The organism is Bradyrhizobium sp. 170, from assembly GCF_023101085.1.
Classification (GTDB): domain Bacteria; phylum Pseudomonadota; class Alphaproteobacteria; order Rhizobiales; family Xanthobacteraceae; genus Bradyrhizobium.
In genome coordinates, this window is the sequence record NZ_CP064703.1 from 6,103,064 (window position 1) to 6,127,049 (window position 23,986).

Genomic DNA, 23,986 nt, shown 5'->3' on the forward strand with positions numbered 1-23,986 from the left:
CTCTCGGCTCCATGACCAAGCCGCCCCAGGTATCGTGAAACCGCAGTAGCATTGTCCCCTAGCATCTACCGTCCATCACAACGGCAAATTGTCGTGCTTCTTCGCCGGCATTTCGACCTTCTTGTCTTTCAGCATCGCGAGCGCCCGCGCGATCCGCTTCCTTGTTGAATGCGGCATGATGACGTCGTCGATGTAGCCGCGTTCGGCCGCGATGAAGGGGGACAGGAAGCGGTCTTCGTATTCCTTGGTGCGTTTGGCGATCGCATCGGGATCGTTCATGTCGCTGCGGAAGATGATTTCGACTGCGCCCTTGGCGCCCATCACGGCGATCTGGGCGGTCGGCCAGGCGTAGTTCATGTCGGCGCCGATTTCCTTGGACGCCATCACGTCGAAGGCGCCGCCATAGGCCTTGCGGGTGATGATGGTGACGAGCGGCACCGTGCATTGCGAGTAGGCGAACAGCAGCTTCGCGCCGTGCTTGATCAGGCCGCCATACTCCTGCGCGGTGCCCGGCAGGAAGCCCGGCACGTCGACGAACGTCACGATCGGGATGTTGAAGGCATCACAAAAACGAACGAAGCGCGCGGCCTTGCGTGAGGCGTCAGAGTCGAGCACGCCCGCCAGCACCATCGGCTGGTTGGCGACGAAGCCGACCGTGCGGCCGGCGATGCGGCCGAATCCAGTGACGATGTTCCGGGCAAAGGTCTCGGAGATTTCGAAGAAGTCGCCCTCGTCCACGACCTTGCCGATCAGCTCCTTCATGTCATAGGGCTTGTTCGGATTGTCGGGGATCAGCGTATCCAGCGACATGTCCACGCGCTCGATGTCGTCAAAGCTCGGCCATTCCGGCACGCCGTCGGTGTTGTTGGACGGCAGGAAATCGATCAGCCGGCGCATCTGCAGCAGCGTCTCGACGTCGTTCTCGAACGCGCCATCCGCGATCGAGGAGCGCGTGGCGTGCACGGAAGCCCCGCCGAGCTCTTCGGCCGTGACCACCTCGTTGGTGACGGTCTTTACCACGTCGGGGCCGGTGACGAACATGTAAGAGGTGTTCTTCACCATGAAGATGAAGTCGGTCATCGCGGGCGAATAGACGTCGCCGCCGGCGCACGGGCCCATGATGACGGATATCTGCGGGATCACGCCCGAGGCGATGACGTTGCGGCGGAACACGTAGGAATAGCCTGCGAGCGCCGCCACGCCCTCCTGGATGCGCGCGCCGCCGGCGTCATAGAGGCCGATGATCGGCGCCCTCGCCTTCATCGCCATGTCCTGAAGTTTGGTGATCTTCAGCGCGTGGGTCTCGGACAGCGAGCCGCCGAACACCGTAAAATCCTTGGCGAACACAAACGTCTTGCGGCCATTGACGGTGCCCCAGCCGGTGACGACGCCGTCGCCCGGCACTTTTGACTTCTCCATGCCGAATTCGGTCGAGCGGTGCTCGACGAACATGTCGAATTCCTCGAACGAGCCCTTGTCGAGCAGCAATTCGATGCGCTCCCGCGCGGTCAGCTTGCCGCGGGCGTGCTGCGCCTCGATGCGCTTCTCGCCGCCGCCGAGCTTGGCGCCGGCGCGCCGTTCTTCGAGGGTGTCCAGGATGTCCTTCATGCTGCTCCGCCCGCCTTTTGGGTAACGATTTAAGGGCCTTCTAACACGGCCTTTTCGGAAGCGGAAACACCTCATCCGGCCTCTGGTACCGCCGCCTGACGCCCCCTATATCCGCATCCTGACCATGGGGAATGGAATGACCGATACCGCAAGCGCCGACACCTCGGGCGCCGTTACAGGGGGTGTGCGAACGGTGCTGCGGCTGGAGGGATTAGCGCTCTTTATCGGGATGACGCTGCTTTACTATATCTGGGACGGCGACTGGTGGGTTTACGCCCTGCTGTTCTTCGTGCCGGACCTCAGCTTTGCGGCCTACCTGTCGGGGCCGCGTTTCGGCGCCCTCATCTACAACACCGTGCACAGCTATCTGGCGCCAGTCGCGATCATGACCGGCGGATTTGCCACCGCCTCGCCGCTCATTCTCTCGATCGCCATGATCTGGCTGGCCCATATCGGCTTCGACCGCGCGCTCGGCTACGGCCTGAAATACGCCACCGGTTTTGGCTTCACCCATATGGGACGAATCGGGAAGCTTCCGAATTGACAGCCGATTGACCGCTTGATGTAGTCCCACCCAAAGCTGCCCACAGGACAGCAATAAAATTTGGGGGGATTGATGCTGACGGATTGGCGCTTCACGGCTGCGGCTGTGATTTTCTGTACGGGACTATTGTTCACCAGCATCGAAACCTCAGCGCAATCGATGCCGAAGGACGTCGCGGCGCGCACCGAAATCTACGCGATCCCGTCGCTGACGATTTCCGACCAGCAATTCCTCATCGGCGATGCCAACGGCAAGCAGGTCACGGTTGCCGGCCAATTCCGCATCGCGCAAGGCGCCGGCAAGCTTCCCGTCGTGGTGCTGATGCATGGATCGAGCGGCGTCGGCGCCGGGATGGATCCGTGGGTGCGCCATTTCAATGCGATGGGGATTTCCACCTTCGTCATCGACGGCTTCAGCGGCCGCGGGCTGACGACGGTCGGCCCCAACCAGGCCCTGCTCGGCCGGCTCAATTTCATCGTCGATATCTACCGCTCGCTGGAGATCCTTGCCAAACATCCGCGCGTCGACCCTGAAAGGATCGTGCTGATGGGATTTTCACGCGGCGGACAGGCCACGCTCTACGCCAGCCTCGAACGCTTCCACAAGCTATGGAACAAGTCCGGCGCGCAGTTCGCCGCCTACATTCCGTTCTATCCGGATTGCTCGACCAGCTATGCCACCGACGCCGAGACCGTGGCGCGTCCGATCCGGATCTACCACGGCACGCCGGACGACTATAACCCGGTCGCAAGCTGCAAGGCCTATCTCGCCCGCCTGCAGGAAGCCAGGCGCGACGCGGTGCTGACGGAATATCCGGATTCCGCACATGGCTTCGATGCCGGCCTGCTCGGCCTGAGCACGGTCACCGTATCAGCCAATGCACAGTCGGCGCGGGATTGCCGGCTCAAGGAAGGCGAAGGCGGCGTGCTGATGAACGACGATACGAAGGCGCCCTTCACCTACAAGGACGCCTGCATCGCGCTCAACCCGCATGTCGGCGGCAACCCGACGACCGCGCAGGAAGCGCGCAAGGCGGTGAGCGAATTCCTGCAGGCGCTGTTGAAGCTGGGGTAGCGGCGGCGTGATGGAACCCGCCCCACAGGTCAGGCGGGGGGTGAAACCAATGAACCCGTTTGCGGTTCTGGCGTTGATGGCCATACCTAAATGGAGGCCATGAAGATGTCTGGATCCAGTATCACTCAAAAGGCGTTGCTGTTTACATTACTATGCCTGCCCTTAGGCGCGGCCGTGGCCGCACCTGTCTCGCCTTTCGTCGCCATGGCGGGCACTTGGTCCGGCGGAGGAATGCTGAATACGACCGACGGACAACAGGAGCAATTGCGCTGCCGCGCGACATACGACGTCGCCGGAAGCGGCGAGCAACTTCGGCTCAATCTGAGATGCGCCAGCGCGAGCTATAATTTCGATCTCGCAAGCGAGGTCGAATACCGTGGCGGCGCGATCAGGGGTTCATGGAGCGAAGCAAGCCGCAACGCATCCGGCACGCTTTCCGGACGTGCGTCCGGCGATCACGTCGAGGCTGCAGCACGAGGCGACAGTTTTTCGGCCAACCTGTCCTTGACGACACGCGGCGGCCGGCAGACGGTGTCGATCCAGCCTCAGGGCACCAACATCACGTCCGTCTCGCTGGCGCTGAGCCGGCGTTAGCGATATCGGCGAGGCGATCCGGCGCACGGCTATCCAGCCTTACGGCAGCCGCTTGCCCGGCATGTCGTTGCCGTTCTGATGCAGCGTCAGCGACGGCGCCACGCCACCTTCCGGCCGAGCGAAGCTGACCTGCGCGTCGACCACGCGATAGAAAAACTCGGCCTCGCTCTCGGCGAAGACCTCGAACTCGCGCTGCGCCGTCGCCTGAATGTACAGCCGTCCACCATCGGGGCGCACCGTCAGGATGAAGCTCGGCGTCACCTCATAACGGCCGGCATAGGTTGCGAGAATTTGCGGATCGACCGGCACCTGTCGGCGCAGCTTGGGAAGCGCGTAAGCGGCATTGATCAAATGCATGCCCGCACGCGTATTGGCCGAGTAGTCGGCTGCATTGGACAGCAGGAGGCGGGCACGCCTGCTCTTCGTCGAAAATCCGACAAAGGATGCGTAGCCGCCGGTGCCGCCATCCTTCCAGACGACCTCATCATTGTGAAGGGTCGAGATAAACCAGCCTTGCCCGACCAATGGCGTACCCTGGCCGGTCGGCCGGCGCTCGCCGAAGGTCATCTCCATGGCAGCCGCCAGCGGCGTACGCCGGTTGCCCATGCTCACGTCCAGAAACGTAAAGAGATCGTTCGCCGTCGAACGGAGCGCACCGGCGCCCGCCAATGTCGGAATGTCCCAGTTCGCCACCGGCGCGAGGCTGGCGTCGTGACCGCGCGCCAGGCGTTCCTTCATGGAAGGCGACAGCGTAATGCGGGTGCTGTCCATTCCGAGTGGCGCGCAAATGCGCGAGACGACGAGTTCCTCGTAACTCGAGCCCGCGCGCAAGGCGAGCGCATGGCCCAGCAGGCCGAAGCCGAGATTCGCGTATTCATAATGCGTTCCGGGCGCAAACGATAATTTGTAACTGGCTAGAAAATCGTAGAGCTGCCCGACCGTGTAGTCTGCATAAGGATTGTTCTTGTCAGCCGGCTTGAAGTTGGATGGCAAGCGCGGCAAGCCCGACGTGTAGGTCGCGAGATCGAGCAGCGTGATGGGCTTGCCATCGAACTCGGGCACGTGCACGTCGCGCGGCAGAAATTTGGCCACGGGATCGCCGGGCGAAACTTCGCCACGCACCACCATGTCGGCAAACAGCAACGCGGTGAAAACCTTGGTGATCGAACCGATCTCGAAGACCGTGTCAGCGTCGAGGGCACGATTGCTTTCAGAACCGGACTGCCCGTACGCGAAAACGCTGCGCCGGTCACCGTCAAGAAGGCCCGCGACAAGCCCCAGGCTTTCGCGCCCGACATCCACGCGCTCCCTGAGGATGGCAGAAACGCTGTGCTCCGGCGACGCCTGCGCCCAGGCGCGGGCCGGCCCAAGCGAAAGCGCCAACCCTCCTACCACGACCGAGCGGCGAGACAGTACGCAGAGCCCCATGGCCGGCAATGCTAATCCGGCGTATTCCTGCGTACCAGTAAAGTCTGCGTGGGCCGGCTCGTCAGATCGCCACGATATCGGCGAGGCACTGCTGCACCACCGTCATGCGCGCGGCGATGTGGCTCTGCTCCTTGCAGTCCATGTTCATGGCGAACACGGTCTGCTGGCTGCCCTTCTCGGCCCAGCCGACCATCCAGCCCAGTGACGGCTTGCCTTGCTCGGCGCCCAGCAGGCCGCTCTTGGCGCGGATGGTGGCGTCGCCGACCTTCGTCACGGTGAGGATATCGCGCGTCAGTTCCTGACTGCGCTTGGACACCGGCAGCACGCCGCGCCGCAGCCGGTCGACGAAATCGATCTGCTGAATGGGATCGATGCGTAAATTGCCGGTCAGCCAGAACTGGTCGATGCCGCCGCCGATGTCGCGGTTGCCATAGTCGAACAGGTCGAGATATTTCTGCATCCGCTCCTGCCCGATGCGCCGGGCAATTTCCTGATAGACCGGCACTGCGGAAGCGGCGATCGCCGAGCGCAGCGTGTGGTCCTTGTTCCAGGGCTCGATGCTGCGTGTCACGCCGTCCCACTTGAAGACGTCCTTGTCGGGGTCCTCGACCACGCCGGTCTCCAGCGCGATGACCGAATTCGGAATCTTGAAGGTCGAGGCCGGCAGCCTGCCCTCGCCCGAGCGCACCTTGTCGCTGGCGATGATCAGATAATCGTCCACCTTGTAGGCGACGAAGGTACCTGTCGTTCCGAGGTCGAAAAACCGCTTGGCCAGATCGTCGCGAAACTCGCTGCGCTGGTAGGAGACATTGGCGAAACTGCGGGACGGAAGAATGCTCGCGGCGGTAAGAAGGCCGAGCGCATGACGACGATTGATCACGGTGGTATCCGGGCTGGTTGAGGGAGGCAGAAACGATGCAAATGGCATCGTGGTAAAACAATGACAATCGGGCCTTTAGTTTGATCCGTGTTCCCGGCGCAAGGCGGCCGTCCGCTCGCGCGAAAAGCTCTCGCAATCAGCGAATCCGGCCCGACAGCCGCAGCACGAAGACCAGCACTTCGGCGACCGCCTTGTAGAGATCCGGCGGAATTTCGTCGCCGATGTCGACATGGGACAAGGCGCCAGCCAGCACCTCGTTCTCCTCGATCGGGATGTCATGTTCGCGGGCGAGTTCGATGATCTTCGCGCCGATGACGCCCTTGCCCTTGGCGACGACGCGCGGGGCGCCGGTCTTGTCATAGTGCAGCGCGACCGCGAGCTTGCTTTTGGTCTCGACGCTCATAGCGCGCGGTCCAGAAAATGCCCGGCACGGGCGGCTTGTGCGGGCTGCGGCGGCGCGCCGTCGCGGATCACGATATCGCCGGGCTGCAATTCGGCCCGGCTCAGCGCCTGGCTCAGGTCGGATGCGCCGGCGCGCAGTTGCTCTGCCGTAGCGTGCCGTTCCGCCCAGATCCGCACCGAGGTCTTCTCGCCGGTGAGCGATATCAGCGCGTGAACCGGACCGGCCGGCTCGACGTCGAGCGAAAATCGCGCCCGCCACACCCGCTTGGCGGCCTCGATTTCCTGTTCGCCGCCATCGCGGGAAATCTCGAACTGTGCCATCGCCGTGCCCTGCGGCGTCGCGAACGGAATCTCGAAATTCCAGCGCGGCACATTCATATCGGCCTTCGGTGCCGAAGTGTCGATACGATCCGGCAAGGACGCCACCTGCAGCAGGGTTTGCCGTGCGATGGCGGCATCGGTGTCGTCGAGCAGATGATGCGCGGTCGCCTCGAGCGGCGCATGCGGCGCGATGGTGGGCTGCGCGATAGGCTGCGCGGCCGGCAGCGCGCCGCGGATTGGCGGCGGCGGCGTGTTGGTGTGAAAGGTCATGTCGCCGCCTCGAACGTCTTTCGACGTGGCGGCGACGCGCACCGGGTTGCCAAGCTCCTGCAGCGCTTCCTGCAGCAGGTTCAAGGTCGCACCGGCGGAAGGTCCGCCGTCGAGCGCAGCTGCAAGCGGACTGCGCGCGACCTGGCCGGCCAGCGCCAGGTTTTCGGCGACCACCAACCGCGCCTGCGGCAGCAGGATTTCCGGGACATCGAGATTGGGCGACGAAGACGGCGCAAGGTTCGGGGCGGTGGCCTGTGTCGGCGCGGCTTGCTGTGCTCCTGCCGGTGTCGCCGGCGTCGCGACCGTCGAATTGAAGCCGAGCGCCGACTGCAGCGTCTGACGAAGCACGATCAGCGCGGCCTTGAGATCGGGAACGCCGCTCGGGGGGACTGTGCCTGCCGCCAGCGACGCTTCAAGAAAGATTCCGGACTTCTGGAATGCCGTCTTGATGTCGCCGCCGTCGAGGTTTTGATCGAGGCTGGTCTGTTGCGCCAGCACCTGCGCGATCGCCGCCTGCAATTTCGGCGGCAGATTGCTGGCGGAAACCGCCGCGCCGAGATTGGCAAACAACGGCGCCAGGCTGTCCTGTTCGGTGACCGCGGCTTGAGCGGCTGCGGAGACGGCTGCGCGCTCCAGCGGCGTCAGCACGTTCTTCGGTGACACGATGGCCGGCCGATTGGCGGCCGCATCGGCCAGCGCGTCGGGTGACAAAGTGACGGCGTCGGCACCTGCGGCATCGCCGCCCTGCCCGACCACGGCGAGGCGGATGCCGTCCCTGGTCTGCGTGACCGCAAGCTGCAGGTTCTGGCCCTGCTGCAACGGAATTTCCGAGGCCACGTCGATCGAGAGGCTGGCGATCGCGATCCGCACCAGATCGGCGGACAGCACTTTCAGGACCTGCGCGTTGACCACCCTCCCCGGCTGCAGCACGAGTTCGGGCGCCACGCCGCCAGCCTCTTGGGCTGATAGCACCGGGAGAACGGGATTGATTGATATCGCCATATCTGAGGTCTCGGCCAGGCTAGAGGCTAACCCGGCGTCGTAAACCTCTCGTTAAGACAATGCCCTGCTGGGCCCGTTAGTAGCGGCAAATGCCGCTTCGACTTGTCAGGCAGCGACATCCTTGGACGCCGGCGCGGTCTCCGGTTGTTCAACAACGGTCTTTGCGGACTCTGGTCGTTCGGCCACCTCGCTTGAAATACCCCCGGTATCCGCCGGGGTGTTCATGGCGGTGACCATCTCATCGAGAACCATCTTGTACTCACCGGCGACCTCCTCCAAACGCGCCTTTCGTCTTCTTGAAGAGGTCTTCTGCAACCGTGCAGGTTCGATGGCATCCTGTCCGAACCGCACGCGCTGAAGCTTCTCGCCGACAAACCAGACGCAGACGATACCCGTGACTTTGTTGTCATCAAAAATGTCGGTGTTCACCGCATCCACGGTCATGACCGGACCGCCGGATTTCAGCACCACGAGATTTCCCGGTTTGAAAACGGTCATTCGTAGATCCGCGGTCAACAATTTTGATCAGCGCAGCTCACGGCAGATAATCGTTTCACCTTACAGATGCGCACCCGCGCCAAGGCAAAGCGCAAAACCACTGCGCGATTGTCCGGACAATGCGCCGTCACCATGTCGAAAACTGCAACTTATACTAGCACATCGCGCCGATTCGCGGCAGGCGACCGCCTTGGCGCCAGCCTCAGCCCGCGGAAGGCCCGCCCGGGTTCAGCTCCCTGAGAATGCGCACCGCAGCCCGGAAATCGACCAGCCGGGCGGCCCGGCGGGCCGCCACCTCCTCGTCCACGCCCCATTTTTCGGCGTTCCAGTCCTCATCGACATGGGCAGCCGCCCAGACCTGATCGGGATCGCGGACGCCGTGCAGCAGCGCCAGCGCCAGCAGCGCCGAGCCCGTGAGCGTCGTCACCACATGCAGGGCAGCCACGGACCAGGGGTCGGACGGGAACACGCCGCGAGCCGCGCTGATCGCCTGCGCCGGCTGGGTGGCATGCACGATGCCCTCGGACAGGATGAAATGGGCCCCAAGTTCGTTCGCGGCCCACGACAGTACCGGGTCCCAATGCGCGGCTTCGCGCGCGACCAGCGCCTCGGGATGGCCGGCGCGATAGAACAGCAAATCCGTGCCGAGGTATTTTGCGACATCGTCGGCCACGGCATCGACGCGTTCGCTGACCTCGGCGACGCTGTTGGCAAAGCGCGTCAGCGGCATGGTCAGGGGATCTATGGTCTCACCCTGCGCACTCCATTCGGCGGCGATCGCTTCCGCGATGGCGCTGGTCGGCGCCACCACTTGGCGGCCGGAAGGCGTGCGGATCGGCTTGCCGTCGAGCGTGACGGCAAACCCGCCATCCGCCGCGGCAGTGCCGGCCTCCTTGTAGAAGCGCTTGCGCCTGGGCGTGCGCGTGGCGCGTCGCACCGCCTCCTCCGGATCGAATGGAGAATGTCCGGCGACTTCATCGAAGAGTTCACGCATGCGGCGTCCAGAGGTCGGTGATAATCCAGCCCTGACAATACGATATCGGGGGATGCAAATAAAGCCGATGAGGAGGTTGCGGCGACATCCTGCGATGCTGGTTCTGGCCGCAACCGCGGATACCGGGTTCCACCGACGTCAGGGTTTTTGATAGATCACCTTGCCGGCGCGGATGGTGTAGGCGACCTTGGCGAGGTTGGTGACATCGGCTGTGGGATCGCCGTCGAGCACCACGACGTCGGCGTCAAACCCCTTCTCGACCCGCCCCTTCTTTGCAGCCTTGAAATATTGCGCGGGATTGGTCGTCAGCGACGCCAGGATCTGGCGTGCGGATAGCGCGCGATGCATCAGCTCGTATTCGAGCGTGGTGTCGTAATAGGTGGTGAAGCCGACATCGGTGCCGAACAGGACCGGACCGCCATTGTCGGAGAACGCCTTGACCTGATTGACGGTCGTAGCAACGAGACGCCTAGCGATATCAGGCCCGACCGGCAGTTTTGCAAACAGCGACAGCGTCGGAACCAGGGCAATGCCCTGCTGCTTGAATCGCACGAGCTGTTCGGGCGAATAGACCGGTTCGCCGGCGACCGTGTGAGCCATGATGTCGACGCCGGCCGCAATCACGGCCTCCACGCCCGCCATGTTTTGCGGATGGGCGAACACCGGCTTGCCCGCGGCATGCGCCACGTCGACCGCCGCCTTGGCGATGGCCGGATCCATGTTCACGACCGGCTTGCCGGAGCCCTTGAACGAGCCAGTGAACAGTTTCATGCCGTCCAGGCCGGCCCGCAGATAGCCGCGCGTCATTTGCGCGGCTTCGTCGGACGTGGCGGCCTCGAGGAGTTGCATCTCCGGCGGCAGATAGGCGGGATGGCCGCCCCGCGGAAAGATACTGCCCGCCGCATGGATGTCCGGGCCCGGCACCTCGCCCGAGTTGATCCGCCGTCGCAGCGGCAAGGTATCGCTGCGATCGGAGCCGAGGTCCCAAACGGTGGTGAAGCCCCACCGTGTCAGCATCTCTCGCATATGCTCTTGCAGCGGCGCGGCGGGAGCGGACCCGGCGTTTTTCCATACCTCTTGCGTGAAGTGGACGTGGCTGTTCCAGAAACCGGCAACGACGGTCTTTCCGGTGCAGTCAATAACCCGAGCATCGCTGGGGATTTTCACCTCGCTGCGGCTACCGATCTCGGCAACGACGCCGTTGGCCGTGACGACGATGGCATCGTCGAGCGGCGCGGCATCAGGCGATACGTAGACCTTGCCGCCGACGAGGGCGAGGGTCTGCGCGCTGGCCGTAGCGCCGATGCCGGCGACCGCCGCGAGAAGGCAATGGAAAAGCGCGGTACGGAACAGATTTCCAATCATGCGGAGCCCTCAACTGGATAACACGGCCGAACAATACGCGATGCGTACGCTTCCGGTTTGACAGTTGTTGCGCAGCCGGCGGCACTGGATGGCCGCGTCATTCCTCCGGCGCGTTCTCGATTGGATCGAACCGGTCATGCTCAAGCCCCAGCAGATTCCAGGACTGCAGCATGTGCGGCGGCAGCGGCGCGGTGGCATCGATGACGCCGCCGCGCGGATGCGGGATCACGATCCGCCGGGCCAACAGATGCAGCCGGTTCTGCAGGCCGCCCGGCAGCGCCCAGTTCTCCTTGTTGAAATATTTGGGATCGCCGACGATGGCATGGTCGATATGGGCCATATGGGCGCGCAATTGATGGGTTCGCCCGGTGACCGGCTTCAGCGATACCCAGGCGAGTTTTTGGGCGGAGGTCTCGACCACGGCATAGTAAGTCACCGCGTGGCTCGCGCCCTCGTCGCCGTGTTTTGCAACCCGCATGATGCTGTCGTCCTCGCTCTCTTCCTTGGCGAGGTAGGTCGAGATGCGGCCCTGCTTCGGCTTTGGCACGCCGGCCACCAGCGCCCAGTAAATCTTGCGCGCCGAGCGGTGGCGGAACGAGCCGGTCAAGGCGGTGGCGGCAAAGCGCGTCTTGGCGATCAGCAGACAGCCCGACGTTTCCCGATCCAGCCGATGCACCAGCCGCGGCTTCTGCCCCTTGGCGTCGCGCATCACCTCCAGCATGTCGTCGACATTTCGCGTGATGCCGGAGCCGCCCTGCACGGCAAGCCCCGCGGGCTTGTTCAGCACCATGACGTCGGCGTCCTCGAAGATGATCATGTCCTTGATGGCTTGCAGCGTCTTGGTTGCAGCGTCCGAGAGCTGACCCGCGCCTTTCGGCGTGTCGAGCTTCAGCGGCGGGATGCGGACGCTCTGCCCCTCCTCCAGCCGGTCCTTGCTGTCAGCGCGCTTGCCGTTGACGCGCAGCTCGCCCTTCCGGACGATGCGCTGGATATGGGAGAACGACAGACCAGGAAAGCGCGCCTCGAGGAAGCGGTCGACGCGCATGTTATTCTCGTCCGCGGTGACGACGACGGTCTGGACCTTCGTCGGCAGCGGCGGCGGCTCGGCGGCAACCTTCGCGGGCTCGGTCACGAACGGCGCCGGCTTCGCTGCGCGGGGTGCAGCAGAACGTACCGGAGGCTTGCCGCCCGAACGATACGGCGGCGGGCGCTCGGCCTGCGAACCCCGATACGGACGCGCGCCCTTGGGGCGATCGCCCGCTGGGCGGAGAGGTCTCTTGACGCGACGGCTCATGGTTTCTGCGGCTCCGGAGTTAAACGGTTGCGTAGCGCAAAAGCAGTGGGTCGTCACGGCAAAAGCAGTACAAATTCGCTATTACTTCAGCCATGTTAGCCACAAGCTATTGAATTTGCCGGCCGGTTAGTCGGGCGCATGGAGGTGAGTCGTGGGATTCAATATGTCGTGGATTTTTGTCGAGGGGATCAACGAAGATGCGCTGTACGAGGCTCTCGATCTGGTAGCCACCGGCGAAACACCCGACCCGCATGATTTGGGTACCAGCTATGTGCCTCTGGCGGGCGCTGCTCTCAAATCCGGAGGATGCGCGGTATTCGCAAGATACGCGTTGGTCATGGACGCAACCGTGGGTACGAACCCGGCGCGGCTTACGCGGCTGCCGGCAAGATCCCGATGTGTCACGTGTGTGGTCCTGGAGCATGCGATGGTCTCATATGCAAGCCTTTGGCAAGATGGCCACTTCGTTTGGCAAATTCGACATGAGGGACGCGGACATTTCGAGGTTCGCGGGAATTTGCCTTCTGCATTCGCAGACCTTCGCGACATCGCAATGGAAAAGCAGCGAGCCCAGGAAGCACGCAGCAAATCTGGCGAATGGGGCGTGGACTATTTCTTCGATGTACCGCTTGATACGGCAGCCACGATAACTGGCTATCGCCACGACCACATGGTTGAGAGCGACTTCTTCAGAAACCTGCGAGCCCTTGTACCAACTAATGGGAATGTCCTGACAAAACTGAGCCAACCGCCCGGGTGGTGGCAGACTGTAGGCTCCATGGAGTACGAATGAGAGGCGTGAATTACCCGGTGGTATCAGCCATTTTGACTGGAAGCGCACAAGAAACGGAGAGGATGCCGGGATGGTACGGATGACGTCGCTGCTGGCCGTTATTGCAAACCTTGTGGTCAGCACAGCTTCCGCGCAGCAAGCCCCGATGTCGGAAGACCTCGTCTGGAAACTCCTGGAGATGGGCCGCGTCGTCGACCCGCCCAAGACCGCCGCGCTGTTCGCGCCGATGCAGCAGAAGGAACCGTACCAGGGCGTCAAGATCGAGCGCGACGTCAAATACGGACCGGCGGACCGGCATCTGCTCGATGTCTTCACGCCGGAGACGGCGACATCAACCCGGCCGGTGCTGATCTTTGTTCACGGCGGCGCCTTCATCAGCGGCAACAAGCGGACAACTCCGACCAGCCCGTTCTACGACAATGTGATGCTGTGGGCGGTCAATAACGGCTTTGTCGGCGTCAACACCACCTATCGGCTCGCGCCGCAGTCGCCCTACCCGGCGGGCGCCGAAGACCTCGCCGCCGTCGTGGCCTGGGTCACAGCCAGGATCGGCGAGCGCGGCGGCGATCCCGCGCGCGTCTATCTGATGGGACATTCCGCCGGCGCGATCCATGTTGCGAACTATGTGTCGCATCCCGAATTCCACAAGGTGAAGGGCGGCGGCCTCGCCGGTGCCGTGATGGTATCAGGCTTTTACGAAATGGGGGCGACGCCACTCGGCGACGGCGAGATCGCCTATTTCGGCTCCGACCCATCGCGCTATGACGAGCGCTCCTCGCTCCAGGGCTTGCTCGCGACGAAGATCCCGCTGATGATCGCCGCCGCCGAACTCGACCCGCCGCGTTTCGTCGAACAGTTCAACTTGTTGAAGCAGGCGACCTGCAAGGGGCCGAACGGCTGCGCGCGGGCGACGATGGTGCCGCAGCACAGTCATATGTCGGAGATGTATTCGATCAACGCAGTGGGTACGCACCTTACCGACGAGATTTTGGATTTCGTGAAGGCGGGGAAATAGATTCCGAATACGGGGCGCAATGCGCCTCCTTGCCGGGACGTGGTCCGTCCCGGGAGCTTCGACCATTGTCAAGATATCGATGATTTTGCTTCGCGGCGTCAACCCTCCACCGTTGACATTCCGTCAAATAACAACCGATGATGTACCCTATAATTTAGTCATAGATAAATCGATTACCGGACTGACACCATGCATGGCAGACCGCGATTCCTCTGGCGATGGTTTCTGGGCTGGACGCTCGTTTCCTCCGTCCTGATATTTACCGCGCTGAAAATCTTGACGGGAATGTCTCCCCCTGAGCCATTCCTTCTGCAGCCTTTCATCGACGTGAATATGGGACGCCTCGTCCTTGTGGTTCTGATCGCTGTTACCGTTGTCTTCTCCGTATATTTCCTGGCAGTTGCCACGTTGCCGGGTATCGGACCGCATACGAGTCCCGCGGGGCGATGGCTTGTTGTGACCCTCGTGCTTGTTATTTGCATGACCGCTCTGCTGGTTGCGGGAGCAATCAGCTACCAGTCGGCCGACCCGTCGGCCTTCACGTGGGATAGATTTTTGGCTTTCGTCAGCGACCCGAAAATCAGGAATCCCAGTCACGAAACGTTGGCGATAGTGCTGCTGCTGACTTTAACGCTCGCCTTGTCGACGGCCGCGGTCGTGTCCAACCTTGCCACGTCACTGCGCGACTGCACCGATGAACAGAATGAAACGATCCGATGGTTTCTGCTCTGGATGCATGCGGGGCTGACGCTCATCATGCTGGCCTACTCGGCACTGCTATTTAAAACCACTATTCGTCTTCCGCAATTCGCGGATGGACTTTTCATTTTGTATTTCGGCCTGTTCTACCTGATGATATCGGTTCTGATATTCCTCATTCCTGCCGTGCAGTACAAACTGCTCACAACGAAAACAGTTCTAGTTGCATTTGCTGGCATCAACCTGCCGCCTTGGATTTCAAGCTTTCTTTCGACAGCCAAACTTGAAAAGTTTTCCATGTTCATGAAGTTCTGGGAAAGGGTCTAAATATAAGGTCCGCCCCCGGCTGTTCGTCGGGAAATAGCTCGAGCCTATTTGCACTGCGCGACGTTTCTGACCGCGGTCAGATCGCCCATGGAGTTGTTGGACGGACGGCGCTTGGCAGCCTCCTCCGCCGCCGCGCAGGCCGCCGCCGCGTCGCCGTTCTGGAAGCGCGCCCAGGCGAGATTGGTCCAGGCGTCGCCGAAATCCGGCGCGTCCTTGACCGCCTGTTCCAGCACCGACTGCGCATCGCGCGGCCGCTTGGCGACCAGCAGGAAGCGACCATAATCGGCCTTGAGGGCCTTTACCGGGTTGGGCCGCTCCAGCGCGATCCTGAAGAATTCGTCCGCGGCATCCAGGTCATTGAATCGCGCCTGGGCAACCACCGCGAAGCCATGATAGACGCGGCTCTGTTCAGGCAAAATGAGAAATGCCTGATTAAAGCGCACCGCGGCTTCCTTCATCTTGCCGGTATTTATCGCTCTCCAGCCGCGCATGGTTGTTTCATCGAAGGCCTTTTCACGCGAGCCGGTAGCCTCAACGATTGCGCTTACGAATTTATCGTCAGCGGCCTTCTCCTCCGGACTCTTGGCCGCAAATCCGAAAAATGGCTGCTCGTTGATCGGCGCGGAATATGTCCGCTTCGTCACTTGTATGCCCGGCACCACCTCAACGGTCTCGGCAGCAACCGCAAGCGTGGACGCCAGCGTCGCCACAAAGGCTGCGGCGCGAATGGTCTGTACAAGATAGTTCCCGAAACTGTTCATTCGCGCTCACGTTCCCTTCGCAACTTTGCCCAGTAATCCAGCCGCTTGCGGATCTCGCGCTCAAAACCGCGGTCCGGCGGATCGTAGAAGGTTTTCCGCCCCAACGCTTCCGGAAAGTAGTCCTGCCCGGAGAAGGCGTCCGGCGCGTCATGGTCGTATTCGTAACCCGAACCATAGCCTTCCGACTTCATCAGCTTGGTCGGCGAATTGAGAATATGTTTTGGCGGCAGCAGCGATCCGCCCTCCTTCGCCGTGCGCATCGCCGCGCCAAACGCCTTGTAGGCGGCGTTCGATTTCGGCGCGGTGGCGAGATAGATCACGGCCTGCGCGATCGCGAGTTCGCCCTCGGGAGACCCAAGAAAATCAAAGGCATCCTTGGCGGCGTTGCAGATCACCAGCGCCTGCGGGTCGGCCAAGCCGATGTCTTCCACCGCCATCCGCACCACGCGCCGCGCCAAAAACAGCGGATCTTCGCCGGCGTCCAGCATGCGCGCCAGATAATATAGCGCCGCATCCGGATCGGAGCCGCGCACCGATTTGTGCAGCGCGGAGATCAGATTGTAATGGCCGTCGGCGGATTTGTCGTAGATCGGCGCGCGGCGCTGCAAAATTTCCTGCAACTGCGCGGCGTTGAAGATTTCATCCTTGCGCGCGGCGCGCCAGACCTCTTCGGCCAGGGTCAGCGCGGCGCGGCCGTCGCCATCGGCCATCCGCACCAGCACGGCGCGCGCCTCCGGATCGAGCGGCAGTTTTCGGCCCTCGACCTTTTCGGCATGCACAAACAGTTTTTCGATCGCGGCCGGATCGAGCGAGTGAAACACCAGCACCCTCGCCCGCGACAAAAGCGCGGCGTTGAGTTCGAACGACGGGTTTTCGGTGGTGGCACCGACCAGCACCACGGTGCCGTCTTCCATCACGGGCAGAAATGAATCCTGCTGGGCGCGGTTGAAACGATGCACCTCGTCGACGAACAGCAGTGTGCCCTTGCCCATCTCGCGCCGGGCGCGCGCCGCATCGAACACCTTCTTCAGGTCGGCGACACCGGAAAACACCGCCGAAATCTGCTCGAAATGCAGTTCGGTGGCATCAGCCAGCAGCCGCGCCACGGTGGTCTTGCCGGTGCCGGGCGGTCCCCAGAACACCAGCGAGCCCAGCGTGCGCGTCGCCAGCATGCGCGTCAGCGCGCCGTCGGGACCGAGGATGTGATCCTGGCCGACGACGTCGGCAAGCGTGCGCGGGCGCAGCCGGTCGGGCAGCGGATGCGGCGCATCCTGTTCCATCCCCGCCGCGGCGAAGAGGTTGGTTGCCTCGCGGGGTTGCTTCGGGCTCATCCGCCCAGCGTCACGTTGATCTGCTGGCCGCCGCGCACCACCACGATGCGCCAGAGCCTGTTCGACGCTTTCGAGGCCTTGTCGAGGTCGCTGGTCTTGCCGATCTTCTGGCTATTGACGGCAAGGATGATGTCGCCCTTCTGGAAGCCGACGCTTGCCGCGGTGCCGCCGTCGGCGAGATCGATCACCACGACGCCCTCGGCCTGGGAATCCAGATGCAGTTCGTCGGCAATCGCCGGCGAGATATTGGAGACCTTGGCGCCCTGGAACGGCGAGCGCGCGGTGAGCACGATTTCATCGCGGTTGGTGTCGGGCGCCGTCTCCAGCGGCACCGTCAATTTCACGGTCTTGCTGGAACGCTGCACGTCGATCTGCGCCGCACCGCCGAGCGGCCGCGTGGCGAAGCGATAGTCGAACGCGTTGGGCTCGTCGATCGTCTGCCCTTCAATCGCGACGATCAGGTCGGACGGCTTCAGGCCGGCGCGGGCGGCCGGACTGTTCGGCACGACGTTGGCGACCAAGGCGCCGTTCGGCAGTTTCAGCCCCAGCGTCTCGGCAATTTCCGGCGTCACCGCCTGCAGCTTTGCACCCAGCCACGGCCGCTTGACGGCCTTGCCGCCGCTCTTGGCCGACGCCACCACCACGCGCACCATATTGGCCGGGATCGCAAAGCCAATGCCCTGCGAGCCGCCGGAGCGCGAGAAGATCGCTGTGTTGATGCCGACGAGCTTGCCGGTCATGTCGACCAGCGCGCCGCCCGAATTGCCGGGATTGATCGCGGCGTCGGTCTGGATGAAGAACTGGTAGTCGGTGATGCCGACCTTGGTGCGGGCCAGCGCGGAGACGATGCCATGGGTCACGGTCTGGCCGACACCGAACGGGTTGCCGACCGCGAGCACGACGTCGCCGACCAGCAGTTCATCGGAATTGGCAAAATCGAGCGTCGCGAACTTCTCTCTCCCGTCCTTCACGCGCAGCACGGCCAGATCGGTGCGGCTGTCCTTGAGCACGATCTCGGCCTCGAACTCGCGCTTGTCGGCGAGCGAAATCTTGACCTGATCGGCACCCTCGATGACGTGGTTGTTGGTGACCACGAGCCCCACGGGGTCGACCATCACGCCCGATCCGAGCGAGCGCTGCATCTGCTCGGGCTGCTGGCCCGGCACGCCGAAGAAGCGGCGGAAGACCGGATCGTCCAAAAGCGGGTTGCGGTTCTGCACGGTCTTGGCGGCATAGACGTTCACCACCGCCGGCTGCGCGCGCTGCACGATCGGCGCGTAGGACAGCCGCAGCTCGGCGCCCGAAGACGGCACGCGCCGGTCCTGCGCCAGCGCAGGCGTTGCTACGACTGCCGCAACCAGCAGCAGGGCGAAGGAGCGGATCAAATTCATGCGAAAATCCTGGAATTTGGCACCCCACATATAGATGCGCGGCGGCAACGAGAGAAGATGAAGGTGCACACAATACCGGCAGTCAGGCCGCGCGATCGGGCGTTTTGACGGCATCGGGCGCCGGCGCACAGGATAGCCGTTCCTGATGGCCCTCGCCCCACGCGCGCAGCGTATCGATCACAGGCCGCAGGCTCTCGCCGATCTCCGACAGCGTGTACTCGACCCGTGGTGGCACCTCGGCATAGACCTTGCGGATCACGAGCTTGTCGTCTTCGAGCGCTCGAAGCTGCTTGGTCAGCATGCGCTGGGTAATCCCGGGCATCCGCCGCCGCAACTCCCCGAACCGCTGGGTTCCGGCTTGCAGGTGGAACAGGATCACGCCCTTCCACTTGCCGTCGATCAGATCGAGCGTCGTCTCGACCGCGCAGCCCGGCCGATGAGCAAAATTCCGCCGCTTCATGTGCTGTTTCCTGGGCAATTTCCCAATAGTATCCAAACAGGGACTAGTTCCCCGAATTTACAGTACTTGCCAAGTTGACGCCAGCGCGACAGTTAGGTCGCAACCGCTTGATCAAGCAAACAGGAGGGCACGGGCATGAAGGCCGTCGGGTACAAAAAATCGCTCCCCATCGAGGATGCGGATTCGCTGATCGATTTCGAGACCGCCAAGCCGGAACCGCAGGGCCGCGACGTCAGGGTCGCCGTCAAGGCGATCTCGGCCAACCCGGTCGACTACAAGGTCCGCAAGCGCGCCGCCCCGCCCGAGGGCGAGACCAAGATCCTGGGCTATGACGCGGCCGGCATCGTCGATGCCGTCGGCCCCGACGTGACCCTGTTCAAGGCGGGCGACGAAGTGTTTTACGCCGGCTCGATCCTGCGCCAGGGCACCAACGCCGAATTTCATCTGGTCGATGAGCGGATCGTCGGCCGCAAGCCGAAATCGCTTTCGTTCGCGCAGGCCGCAGCGCTGCCGCTCACTTCGATCACCGCATGGGAATTGCTGTTCGACCGGCTCGGCGCCGTGCCGGGCAAGAGCGTCGATCCGCGCACGCTCTTGATCACCGGCGGCGCCGGTGGCGTCGGCTCGATCCTGATCCAGCTCGCGCGCCGCCTCACCGGCCTGACCGTTGTCGCCACCGCCACGCGCCCCGAGTCGCAAAAATGGTGCCTCGACCTCGGGGCGCATGCCGTGATCGACCATTCCCAACCGATGAAAGCGCAGATCGAAAAGCTGAAGGTGCCGCCGGTAGGTCTCGTCGCGAGCCTCACCTTCACCGACCAGCACTACAAGGCGATCGCCGATTTCATCGCGCCGCAAGGCAAGTTCGGGCTGATCGACGATCCCCCGGAATTCACGGTCTCTGCCTTCAAGGGCAAGGCGGTCTCGATCCACTGGGAATCGATGTTCACCCGCTCTTCGTTCCAGACGGCTGACATGATCGCGCAGCATCATCTGCTCAACGATGTGGCAGACCTGATCGACAAGGGCGTGCTGCGCACCACCCTCGACCAAACTTTCGGCACCATCAACGCGGCCAATCTGAAACGGGCGCACGCGTTGCTAGAGTCAGGCAAATCGCGGGGCAAGATCGTGTTGGAGGGATGGTAGCGGCTGCCCAACAAACGGGGTTGATCGGGAGGTCGATTCAAGGGACGCTGTTCCATCGATCCGGGACGGCTGTCGCCGAAAACCCCGGCGCGAATTGCCGGGGAACACGGAAGACAGGAGACCTGTTTCGACATGATACGGATGTTTCTGACGGCCGCGATAGCGTCGGCCTGTGTGGTGGGCTGTGCCTCGATCGCAACAGCGCAAGGCAGCTACCCCGAAAAACCGCTGCAGTTGATCGTGCCCTTTCCGGCGGGCGGCGCCTCCGACGTCGTCGGGCGCATCCTTGCCGGCGAGCTCGAGAGCCGTCTGGGCAAGCCCGTCATCGTGATCAATCGCCCCGGCGGCGGCACCACGATCGCCGCCAAGGAGGTCGCCATCGCGGCTCCCGATGGCTACACCCTGTTCTCCAGCTCGAATTCGACCTTCACCTTGCAGAATGCGGTGAAGGAGAACGTGCCGTATGACAGCGCGAAGGATTTCGAGCCGATCGCCCAGACCGGCACCATAACGATGGTGCTGGTCACCCATCGCGACAATCCGATCAAGGACGTTGCTGCGCTGGTTGCGGCGGCCAAGGCCAATCCAGACAAGCTATCGCTGGCTTCCTTTGGCGTGGCGACCATTTCGCATTTTGCCGGCGAGCTGTTCAAATCGAGTGCCGGCATCAAGATGGTGCACCTGCCCTACAGGGGCAGCGCACCGGCGATGAACGACCTGATGGGCAAGCACATCGAGTACCACGTCGACACCGTGATCGCGATCCGGCCGCAGATAGAAGCCGGTACGGTTCGCCCGCTGGCGGTGTTCTCCGCCAAGCGCTCGCAGTTCCTTCCCGACGTTCCGACGCTCGCCGAACTCGGTTATCCTAATATCGACCTTGTCTCCTGGGGTACCGTGGTCGTGCCGAAGGGAGTCCCGCCAGCCATTCGCGATCGGCTGACCTCGGTGCTGGAAGAGGCGATCGCAAGCCCTGCGGTGATCGAGCGCTTCAAGAAGGTCGGGTATGAGGCCGGCTTCAAGCGCTATCCGGATTGGCCGGGCTTCATCGCCAAGGAAACCGCCGAGATGAAGGAACTGGCTCGGCAGGGCGGGATCAAGGAAGAGTAATCCTGACATGAGCGAGCCGTGCGATCTGCCCGCGGTAACGGCCCGGGCGCTGATCGGCGAGCGCAAGCTTTCGCCGGTCGAACTCATGGACAGTTGCATCCGGCGGATCGAGGAGATCGATCCCGCCGTCAATGCGGTCATTGCGCGCGCGTTCGAGACGGCGCGCGCAACGGCGCGGGAGAGCGAGGCTGCCGTGATGCGCGGAGATGCGCTCGGTCCGCTGCACGGGCTTCCGCTCGGGGTCAAGGACCTGATCGACGCCAGGGGGTTGCCGACGAGTTTTGGCAGCGTGCTGTTCGCAGACAACATCGCGGCCGAGGATGAGGCTGTTGTCGCGATGCTCAGGCGCTCCGGCGCCATCGTCGTCGGCAAGACCAATGTCCCCGAATGGGGCGCGGGCGGCAACACCCGCAATGCGCTTCATGGCGCCACCGGCAATCCCTTTGACCCCGAGCGCTCCGCCGCAGGCTCGTCCGGCGGATCGGCGGTAGCGCTTGCCACCGGCATGGTGCCGCTGGCGACCGGGTCGGATACCGGGGGCTCGGTCAGGAACCCCGCCGCGTTTTGCGGTGTCGTCGGATTCCGCCCCTCGCCCGGGCTGATCGCGAGCAACAGCCGCAACATGGCCTGGCTGCAGATCTCACAGCTTGGACCAATGGCGAGAAATGTATCGGATGCCTGTCTGATGCTTTCCTGCATGCTGGATCGCGACGCGCGGGATCCGCTGTCGGCCATCCTTCACGCCGGCGGAGCGCCCGAGCGTGCGACCTATCGCAATCCGCCAAGGGTCGATCTCGCTACCTTGCGGATCGCAGCGACATCCGATTTCGGATTTGCGCCGACGGAGCGCGCCATCGCCGAGACGTTCCGGAAGAAGCTCGCGACATTCGGATCGGCGTTCCGCAGCCTCGAATGGACCCATCCGGATTGCAGCCATGCCGACGAGGTGTTCCGGATCCTGCGCGCCGTCGCATTTCTGGGGCGTCACCGTGAACTCGCCGAGAAATATCCGGACAAGGTGGGCCCCAATATTCGCGACAATGTCGCCGAGGGGCTCGGCTATTCCGCGCTCGACGTGGCGCGTGCGCTGTCGCTGCAGACCGCGCTCTATCGGAGCTGGCAGACATTCTTCGGCGAGCATGATTTTGTCATTGCGCCGACGGTCACGATCAGCCCGCGGCCGTGGTCGGAGCTCTACCCGGCCATGATCGACGGCACGCCGACCAAAAGCTATTTCCACTGGCTGGCGCTGGCCTATGCCGTCACCAATGCCGGACATCCGGTGGTGGCGATACCGGCCGGCCGCGACGGCGTCGGACTGCCGTTCGGCATCCAGATCATCGGCCCGCGCGGCGGCGATGTCGCGACGCTTTCGGTTGCCCGCGAGATCGAGGCGCTGCTTGCCGCCAATCCGGAGACGGCCCGTCCCGTGCCGGATCTCGCCTGGCTGCGCCGCCAGCCACCGATGTCCGACCGGCCGGGTTTTCTGGATTTCGACTGAGGCGATGTTCCCTAGCGGTTATTGCCAATTCCAAAGCCCTCAAATTGAACGGACTGAGCGACGCCCCGGCGTCGAGTCCTTTGCGGTGGTGTGCAGCGGACAAGTTCCAGGGACGGAACAACAGCTCTCCTCGCCTCGCGCGCCCGAGATTTCCTGCCAAGCGGCCTCCTGAACGCACATTCATCAAAATTAAATCCGCCACCAAAACCGTTTGGGAGCCGACACTTAGGCAACGAATCTCACTCGAAAGTGTTTAGCGATTGTCTGTTTTTGCGAAGGAACGAACGTCGTCCGAATGTAATGTGTTCGGCGACTGTCTTACGGAAAGGAGTGATCCATGAGGAAAGCACCTTTGGCTTTGGCCGCAGCGGCGGTCCTGGGCCTGACGGCGGTAACGGCACCTTCGCCGGCGGAGGCCCACTGGCGCGGAGGGGGATGGGGACCAGGCCTGGCCGGCGGACTTTTGGCGGGAGCAATAATCGGCGGCATCGCGTCCAGCGCTTACGCCTATGGTCCGGGTTACGGATATTATGGCGGCTACCCGGGCTATTACGGCGGATATTACGGCGGTTACGCGCCAGCCTACTATGGCGGCTATTACGGCAATCCTTATCCCGTGGTCCGCTATCGCCGCGTGATCCGCCCGGCGTACGCCTACTATGGCGGTCCGCGATTCTATGGTCCGCGGTATTACGGCGGCTACTATCGTCGCTGGTAATCCAGCAAAATGAAAAGGGCCGCCCGACTGGCGGCCCTTTTTGCTTGGCGCCACGAGAGCACCTTAGTCGATTTCATGCACCACCGTGCGGGTGGCGGGATCAACCAGCATCACGCGATTGTTCGAGTAGACGTAGCGATACTTGGTCACTGACGGGCCCCAATCCGACGGCACCGCCGTGAGTTCGACCTCGGTCGGTACCTTGGCGCCGACGATGATTCTTTCCTGTGTTTCCACCGGACGGATCTTGTGCTCGGTGACGTAACTCTTGATGCGGGTGCGATACTCCGGCTCGATCCGGACTGTCGCGCCAGCGGCTCCGGTCGTCGTCTCGACGGTAGTGCTCTGAGCGTTGGCCATCGTCGCAACCAGCGACGCTGCCGCCGCAATCATGAATAGCTTCTTCATCTGGTTCCTCCTCAAACCGCATCAGTGCGGCTGCAGGAAAAACAGATTT

General features: G+C 62.9%; 24 protein-coding genes. 10 read left to right on the top strand and 14 right to left on the bottom strand.

Annotated features, from left to right (window positions below; all coding sequences use genetic code 11):
* Window positions 1-75 precede the first annotated feature (75 nt).
* Window positions 76-1,608 (bottom strand): acyl-CoA carboxylase subunit beta, encoded by a 1,533-nt coding sequence (locus IVB05_RS28435; RefSeq protein WP_247779251.1) that lies wholly within the window; start codon window positions 1,606-1,608, stop codon window positions 76-78.
* A 136-nt stretch (window positions 1,609-1,744) separates the two neighbouring features.
* On the opposite strand from IVB05_RS28435, the gene IVB05_RS28440 reads away from it, so the two are divergent.
* The 3 genes from IVB05_RS28440 to IVB05_RS28450 all read left to right on the top strand — a co-directional run bounded on the left by IVB05_RS28440 (window position 1,745) and on the right by IVB05_RS28450 (window position 3,820).
* On the top strand, window positions 1,745-2,152 hold the full coding sequence (locus tag IVB05_RS28440; RefSeq protein ID WP_247779252.1) for a DUF4260 domain-containing protein: 408 nt from the start codon (window positions 1,745-1,747) through the stop codon (window positions 2,150-2,152).
* Window positions 2,153-2,224: 72 nt separating this feature from the next.
* Window positions 2,225-3,226: a dienelactone hydrolase family protein gene (locus tag IVB05_RS28445; RefSeq protein ID WP_247779253.1), complete on the top strand. Its 1,002-nt coding sequence runs from the start codon at window positions 2,225-2,227 to the stop codon at window positions 3,224-3,226.
* A gap of 90 nt (window positions 3,227-3,316) precedes the next feature.
* Window positions 3,317-3,820, top strand: a complete 504-nt coding sequence (locus IVB05_RS28450) for a hypothetical protein (protein ID WP_247779254.1) — start codon at window positions 3,317-3,319, stop codon at window positions 3,818-3,820.
* 39 nt (window positions 3,821-3,859) lie between these two features.
* On the opposite strand, the gene IVB05_RS28455 is transcribed toward IVB05_RS28450, so the two are convergent.
* The 8 genes from IVB05_RS28455 to IVB05_RS28490 form a co-directional block, all read right to left on the bottom strand.
* A complete protein-coding gene (locus IVB05_RS28455) occupies window positions 3,860-5,248 on the bottom strand; it encodes a serine hydrolase (protein WP_247779255.1) in 1,389 nt (462 codons plus the stop codon).
* Window positions 5,249-5,309: 61 nt separating this feature from the next.
* Complete coding sequence (blaOXA, locus tag IVB05_RS28460; RefSeq protein ID WP_247779256.1) at window positions 5,310-6,128, bottom strand: class D beta-lactamase; 819 nt, start codon at window positions 6,126-6,128, stop codon at window positions 5,310-5,312.
* A 136-nt stretch (window positions 6,129-6,264) separates the two neighbouring features.
* Window positions 6,265-6,531 (bottom strand): EscU/YscU/HrcU family type III secretion system export apparatus switch protein, encoded by a 267-nt coding sequence (locus IVB05_RS28465; protein ID WP_247779257.1) that lies wholly within the window; start codon window positions 6,529-6,531, stop codon window positions 6,265-6,267.
* The gene (locus IVB05_RS28470) at window positions 6,528-8,123 is read right to left on the bottom strand and encodes a flagellar hook-length control protein FliK (protein WP_247779258.1); all 1,596 of its coding nucleotides are present in this window, start codon (window positions 8,121-8,123) and stop codon (window positions 6,528-6,530) included. Before IVB05_RS28470 ends, IVB05_RS28465 begins: the two co-directional genes overlap by 4 nt.
* A 105-nt stretch (window positions 8,124-8,228) precedes the next feature.
* Window positions 8,229-8,621, bottom strand: coding sequence for a DUF2158 domain-containing protein (locus IVB05_RS28475; RefSeq protein ID WP_247779259.1), 393 nt, complete (start codon window positions 8,619-8,621; stop codon window positions 8,229-8,231).
* A gap of 202 nt (window positions 8,622-8,823) precedes the next feature.
* The gene (locus tag IVB05_RS28480; protein WP_247779260.1) at window positions 8,824-9,615 is read right to left on the bottom strand and encodes an ATP12 family protein; all 792 of its coding nucleotides are present in this window, start codon (window positions 9,613-9,615) and stop codon (window positions 8,824-8,826) included.
* 138 nt (window positions 9,616-9,753) lie between these two features.
* Complete coding sequence (locus IVB05_RS28485) at window positions 9,754-10,980, bottom strand: amidohydrolase family protein (RefSeq protein ID WP_247779261.1); 1,227 nt, start codon at window positions 10,978-10,980, stop codon at window positions 9,754-9,756.
* A 97-nt stretch (window positions 10,981-11,077) separates the two neighbouring features.
* Window positions 11,078-12,274: an RluA family pseudouridine synthase gene (locus IVB05_RS28490; RefSeq protein WP_247779262.1), complete on the bottom strand. Its 1,197-nt coding sequence runs from the start codon at window positions 12,272-12,274 to the stop codon at window positions 11,078-11,080.
* A 151-nt stretch (window positions 12,275-12,425) separates the two neighbouring features.
* Between IVB05_RS28490 and IVB05_RS28495 the strand changes: the two genes are divergently transcribed.
* From IVB05_RS28495 to IVB05_RS28505, 3 genes are all read left to right on the top strand, one after another.
* Window positions 12,426-13,067 carry a hypothetical protein gene (locus tag IVB05_RS28495; RefSeq protein WP_247779263.1) on the top strand — a complete coding sequence of 214 codons (642 nt, stop codon included), beginning with the start codon at window positions 12,426-12,428 and terminating at the stop codon, window positions 13,065-13,067.
* 79 nt (window positions 13,068-13,146) lie between these two features.
* Window positions 13,147-14,082, top strand: coding sequence for an alpha/beta hydrolase (locus IVB05_RS28500; RefSeq protein WP_247787037.1), 936 nt, complete (start codon window positions 13,147-13,149; stop codon window positions 14,080-14,082).
* Window positions 14,083-14,271: 189 nt separating this feature from the next.
* Window positions 14,272-15,108 (top strand): hypothetical protein, encoded by an 837-nt coding sequence (locus IVB05_RS28505; protein WP_247779264.1) that lies wholly within the window; start codon window positions 14,272-14,274, stop codon window positions 15,106-15,108.
* Window positions 15,109-15,152: 44 nt separating this feature from the next.
* Here IVB05_RS28505 and IVB05_RS28510 read toward each other — a convergent pair whose 3' ends face one another.
* The 4 genes from IVB05_RS28510 to IVB05_RS28525 all read right to left on the bottom strand — a co-directional run bounded on the left by IVB05_RS28510 (window position 15,153) and on the right by IVB05_RS28525 (window position 19,051).
* Window positions 15,153-15,869 carry a tetratricopeptide repeat protein gene (locus tag IVB05_RS28510; RefSeq protein WP_247779265.1) on the bottom strand — a complete coding sequence of 239 codons (717 nt, stop codon included), beginning with the start codon at window positions 15,867-15,869 and terminating at the stop codon, window positions 15,153-15,155.
* Entirely contained in the window at window positions 15,866-17,200 is a 1,335-nt protein-coding gene (locus IVB05_RS28515; protein WP_247779266.1) for a replication-associated recombination protein A, read from the bottom strand. Before IVB05_RS28515 ends, IVB05_RS28510 begins: the two co-directional genes overlap by 4 nt.
* Window positions 17,197-18,591, bottom strand: coding sequence for a DegQ family serine endoprotease (locus IVB05_RS28520; RefSeq protein WP_247779267.1), 1,395 nt, complete (start codon window positions 18,589-18,591; stop codon window positions 17,197-17,199). The genes IVB05_RS28515 and IVB05_RS28520 overlap by 4 nt, the downstream gene beginning before the upstream one ends.
* Before the next feature lie 82 nt (window positions 18,592-18,673).
* Entirely contained in the window at window positions 18,674-19,051 is a 378-nt protein-coding gene (locus tag IVB05_RS28525; protein ID WP_247779268.1) for a helix-turn-helix domain-containing protein, read from the bottom strand.
* A 135-nt stretch (window positions 19,052-19,186) separates the two neighbouring features.
* Between IVB05_RS28525 and IVB05_RS28530 the strand changes: the two genes are divergently transcribed.
* The 4 genes from IVB05_RS28530 (at window position 19,187) to IVB05_RS28545 (ending at window position 23,529) form a co-directional block, all read left to right on the top strand.
* On the top strand, window positions 19,187-20,200 hold the full coding sequence (locus IVB05_RS28530) for a zinc-binding alcohol dehydrogenase family protein (RefSeq protein ID WP_247779269.1): 1,014 nt from the start codon (window positions 19,187-19,189) through the stop codon (window positions 20,198-20,200).
* A gap of 132 nt (window positions 20,201-20,332) precedes the next feature.
* Window positions 20,333-21,310 (top strand): tripartite tricarboxylate transporter substrate binding protein, encoded by a 978-nt coding sequence (locus IVB05_RS28535; protein WP_247779270.1) that lies wholly within the window; start codon window positions 20,333-20,335, stop codon window positions 21,308-21,310.
* A 7-nt stretch (window positions 21,311-21,317) separates the two neighbouring features.
* Window positions 21,318-22,811 (top strand): amidase family protein, encoded by a 1,494-nt coding sequence (locus IVB05_RS28540; protein ID WP_247779271.1) that lies wholly within the window; start codon window positions 21,318-21,320, stop codon window positions 22,809-22,811.
* Window positions 22,812-23,148: 337 nt separating this feature from the next.
* Window positions 23,149-23,529 (top strand): hypothetical protein, encoded by a 381-nt coding sequence (locus IVB05_RS28545; protein WP_247779272.1) that lies wholly within the window; start codon window positions 23,149-23,151, stop codon window positions 23,527-23,529.
* 63 nt (window positions 23,530-23,592) lie between these two features.
* Here IVB05_RS28545 and IVB05_RS28550 read toward each other — a convergent pair whose 3' ends face one another.
* The gene (locus tag IVB05_RS28550; protein WP_247779273.1) at window positions 23,593-23,937 is read right to left on the bottom strand and encodes a DUF1236 domain-containing protein; all 345 of its coding nucleotides are present in this window, start codon (window positions 23,935-23,937) and stop codon (window positions 23,593-23,595) included.
* Window positions 23,938-23,986: the final 49 nt, after the last annotated feature.

Coding starts and splice junctions, on each gene's coding strand:
- IVB05_RS28435 (WP_247779251.1), bottom strand. CDS start 1,608: ATGAAGGACATCCTGGACACCCTCGAAGAACGGCGCGCCGGCGCCAAG.
- IVB05_RS28440 (WP_247779252.1), top strand. CDS start 1,745: ATGACCGATACCGCAAGCGCCGACACCTCGGGCGCCGTTACAGGGGGT.
- IVB05_RS28445 (WP_247779253.1), top strand. CDS start 2,225: ATGCTGACGGATTGGCGCTTCACGGCTGCGGCTGTGATTTTCTGTACG.
- IVB05_RS28450 (WP_247779254.1), top strand. CDS start 3,317: ATGGAGGCCATGAAGATGTCTGGATCCAGTATCACTCAAAAGGCGTTG.
- IVB05_RS28455 (WP_247779255.1), bottom strand. CDS start 5,248: ATGGGGCTCTGCGTACTGTCTCGCCGCTCGGTCGTGGTAGGAGGGTTG.
- IVB05_RS28465 (WP_247779257.1), bottom strand. CDS start 6,531: ATGAGCGTCGAGACCAAAAGCAAGCTCGCGGTCGCGCTGCACTATGAC.
- IVB05_RS28470 (WP_247779258.1), bottom strand. CDS start 8,123: ATGGCGATATCAATCAATCCCGTTCTCCCGGTGCTATCAGCCCAAGAG.
- IVB05_RS28475 (WP_247779259.1), bottom strand. CDS start 8,621: ATGACCGTTTTCAAACCGGGAAATCTCGTGGTGCTGAAATCCGGCGGT.
- IVB05_RS28480 (WP_247779260.1), bottom strand. CDS start 9,615: ATGCGTGAACTCTTCGATGAAGTCGCCGGACATTCTCCATTCGATCCG.
- IVB05_RS28485 (WP_247779261.1), bottom strand. CDS start 10,980: ATGATTGGAAATCTGTTCCGTACCGCGCTTTTCCATTGCCTTCTCGCG.
- IVB05_RS28490 (WP_247779262.1), bottom strand. CDS start 12,274: ATGAGCCGTCGCGTCAAGAGACCTCTCCGCCCAGCGGGCGATCGCCCC.
- IVB05_RS28500 (WP_247787037.1), top strand. CDS start 13,147: ATGACGTCGCTGCTGGCCGTTATTGCAAACCTTGTGGTCAGCACAGCT.
- IVB05_RS28505 (WP_247779264.1), top strand. CDS start 14,272: ATGCATGGCAGACCGCGATTCCTCTGGCGATGGTTTCTGGGCTGGACG.
- IVB05_RS28510 (WP_247779265.1), bottom strand. CDS start 15,869: ATGAACAGTTTCGGGAACTATCTTGTACAGACCATTCGCGCCGCAGCC.
- IVB05_RS28515 (WP_247779266.1), bottom strand. CDS start 17,200: ATGAGCCCGAAGCAACCCCGCGAGGCAACCAACCTCTTCGCCGCGGCG.
- IVB05_RS28520 (WP_247779267.1), bottom strand. CDS start 18,591: ATGAATTTGATCCGCTCCTTCGCCCTGCTGCTGGTTGCGGCAGTCGTA.
- IVB05_RS28525 (WP_247779268.1), bottom strand. CDS start 19,051: ATGAAGCGGCGGAATTTTGCTCATCGGCCGGGCTGCGCGGTCGAGACG.
- IVB05_RS28530 (WP_247779269.1), top strand. CDS start 19,187: ATGAAGGCCGTCGGGTACAAAAAATCGCTCCCCATCGAGGATGCGGAT.
- IVB05_RS28535 (WP_247779270.1), top strand. CDS start 20,333: ATGATACGGATGTTTCTGACGGCCGCGATAGCGTCGGCCTGTGTGGTG.
- IVB05_RS28540 (WP_247779271.1), top strand. CDS start 21,318: ATGAGCGAGCCGTGCGATCTGCCCGCGGTAACGGCCCGGGCGCTGATC.
- IVB05_RS28545 (WP_247779272.1), top strand. CDS start 23,149: ATGAGGAAAGCACCTTTGGCTTTGGCCGCAGCGGCGGTCCTGGGCCTG.
- IVB05_RS28550 (WP_247779273.1), bottom strand. CDS start 23,937: ATGAAGAAGCTATTCATGATTGCGGCGGCAGCGTCGCTGGTTGCGACG.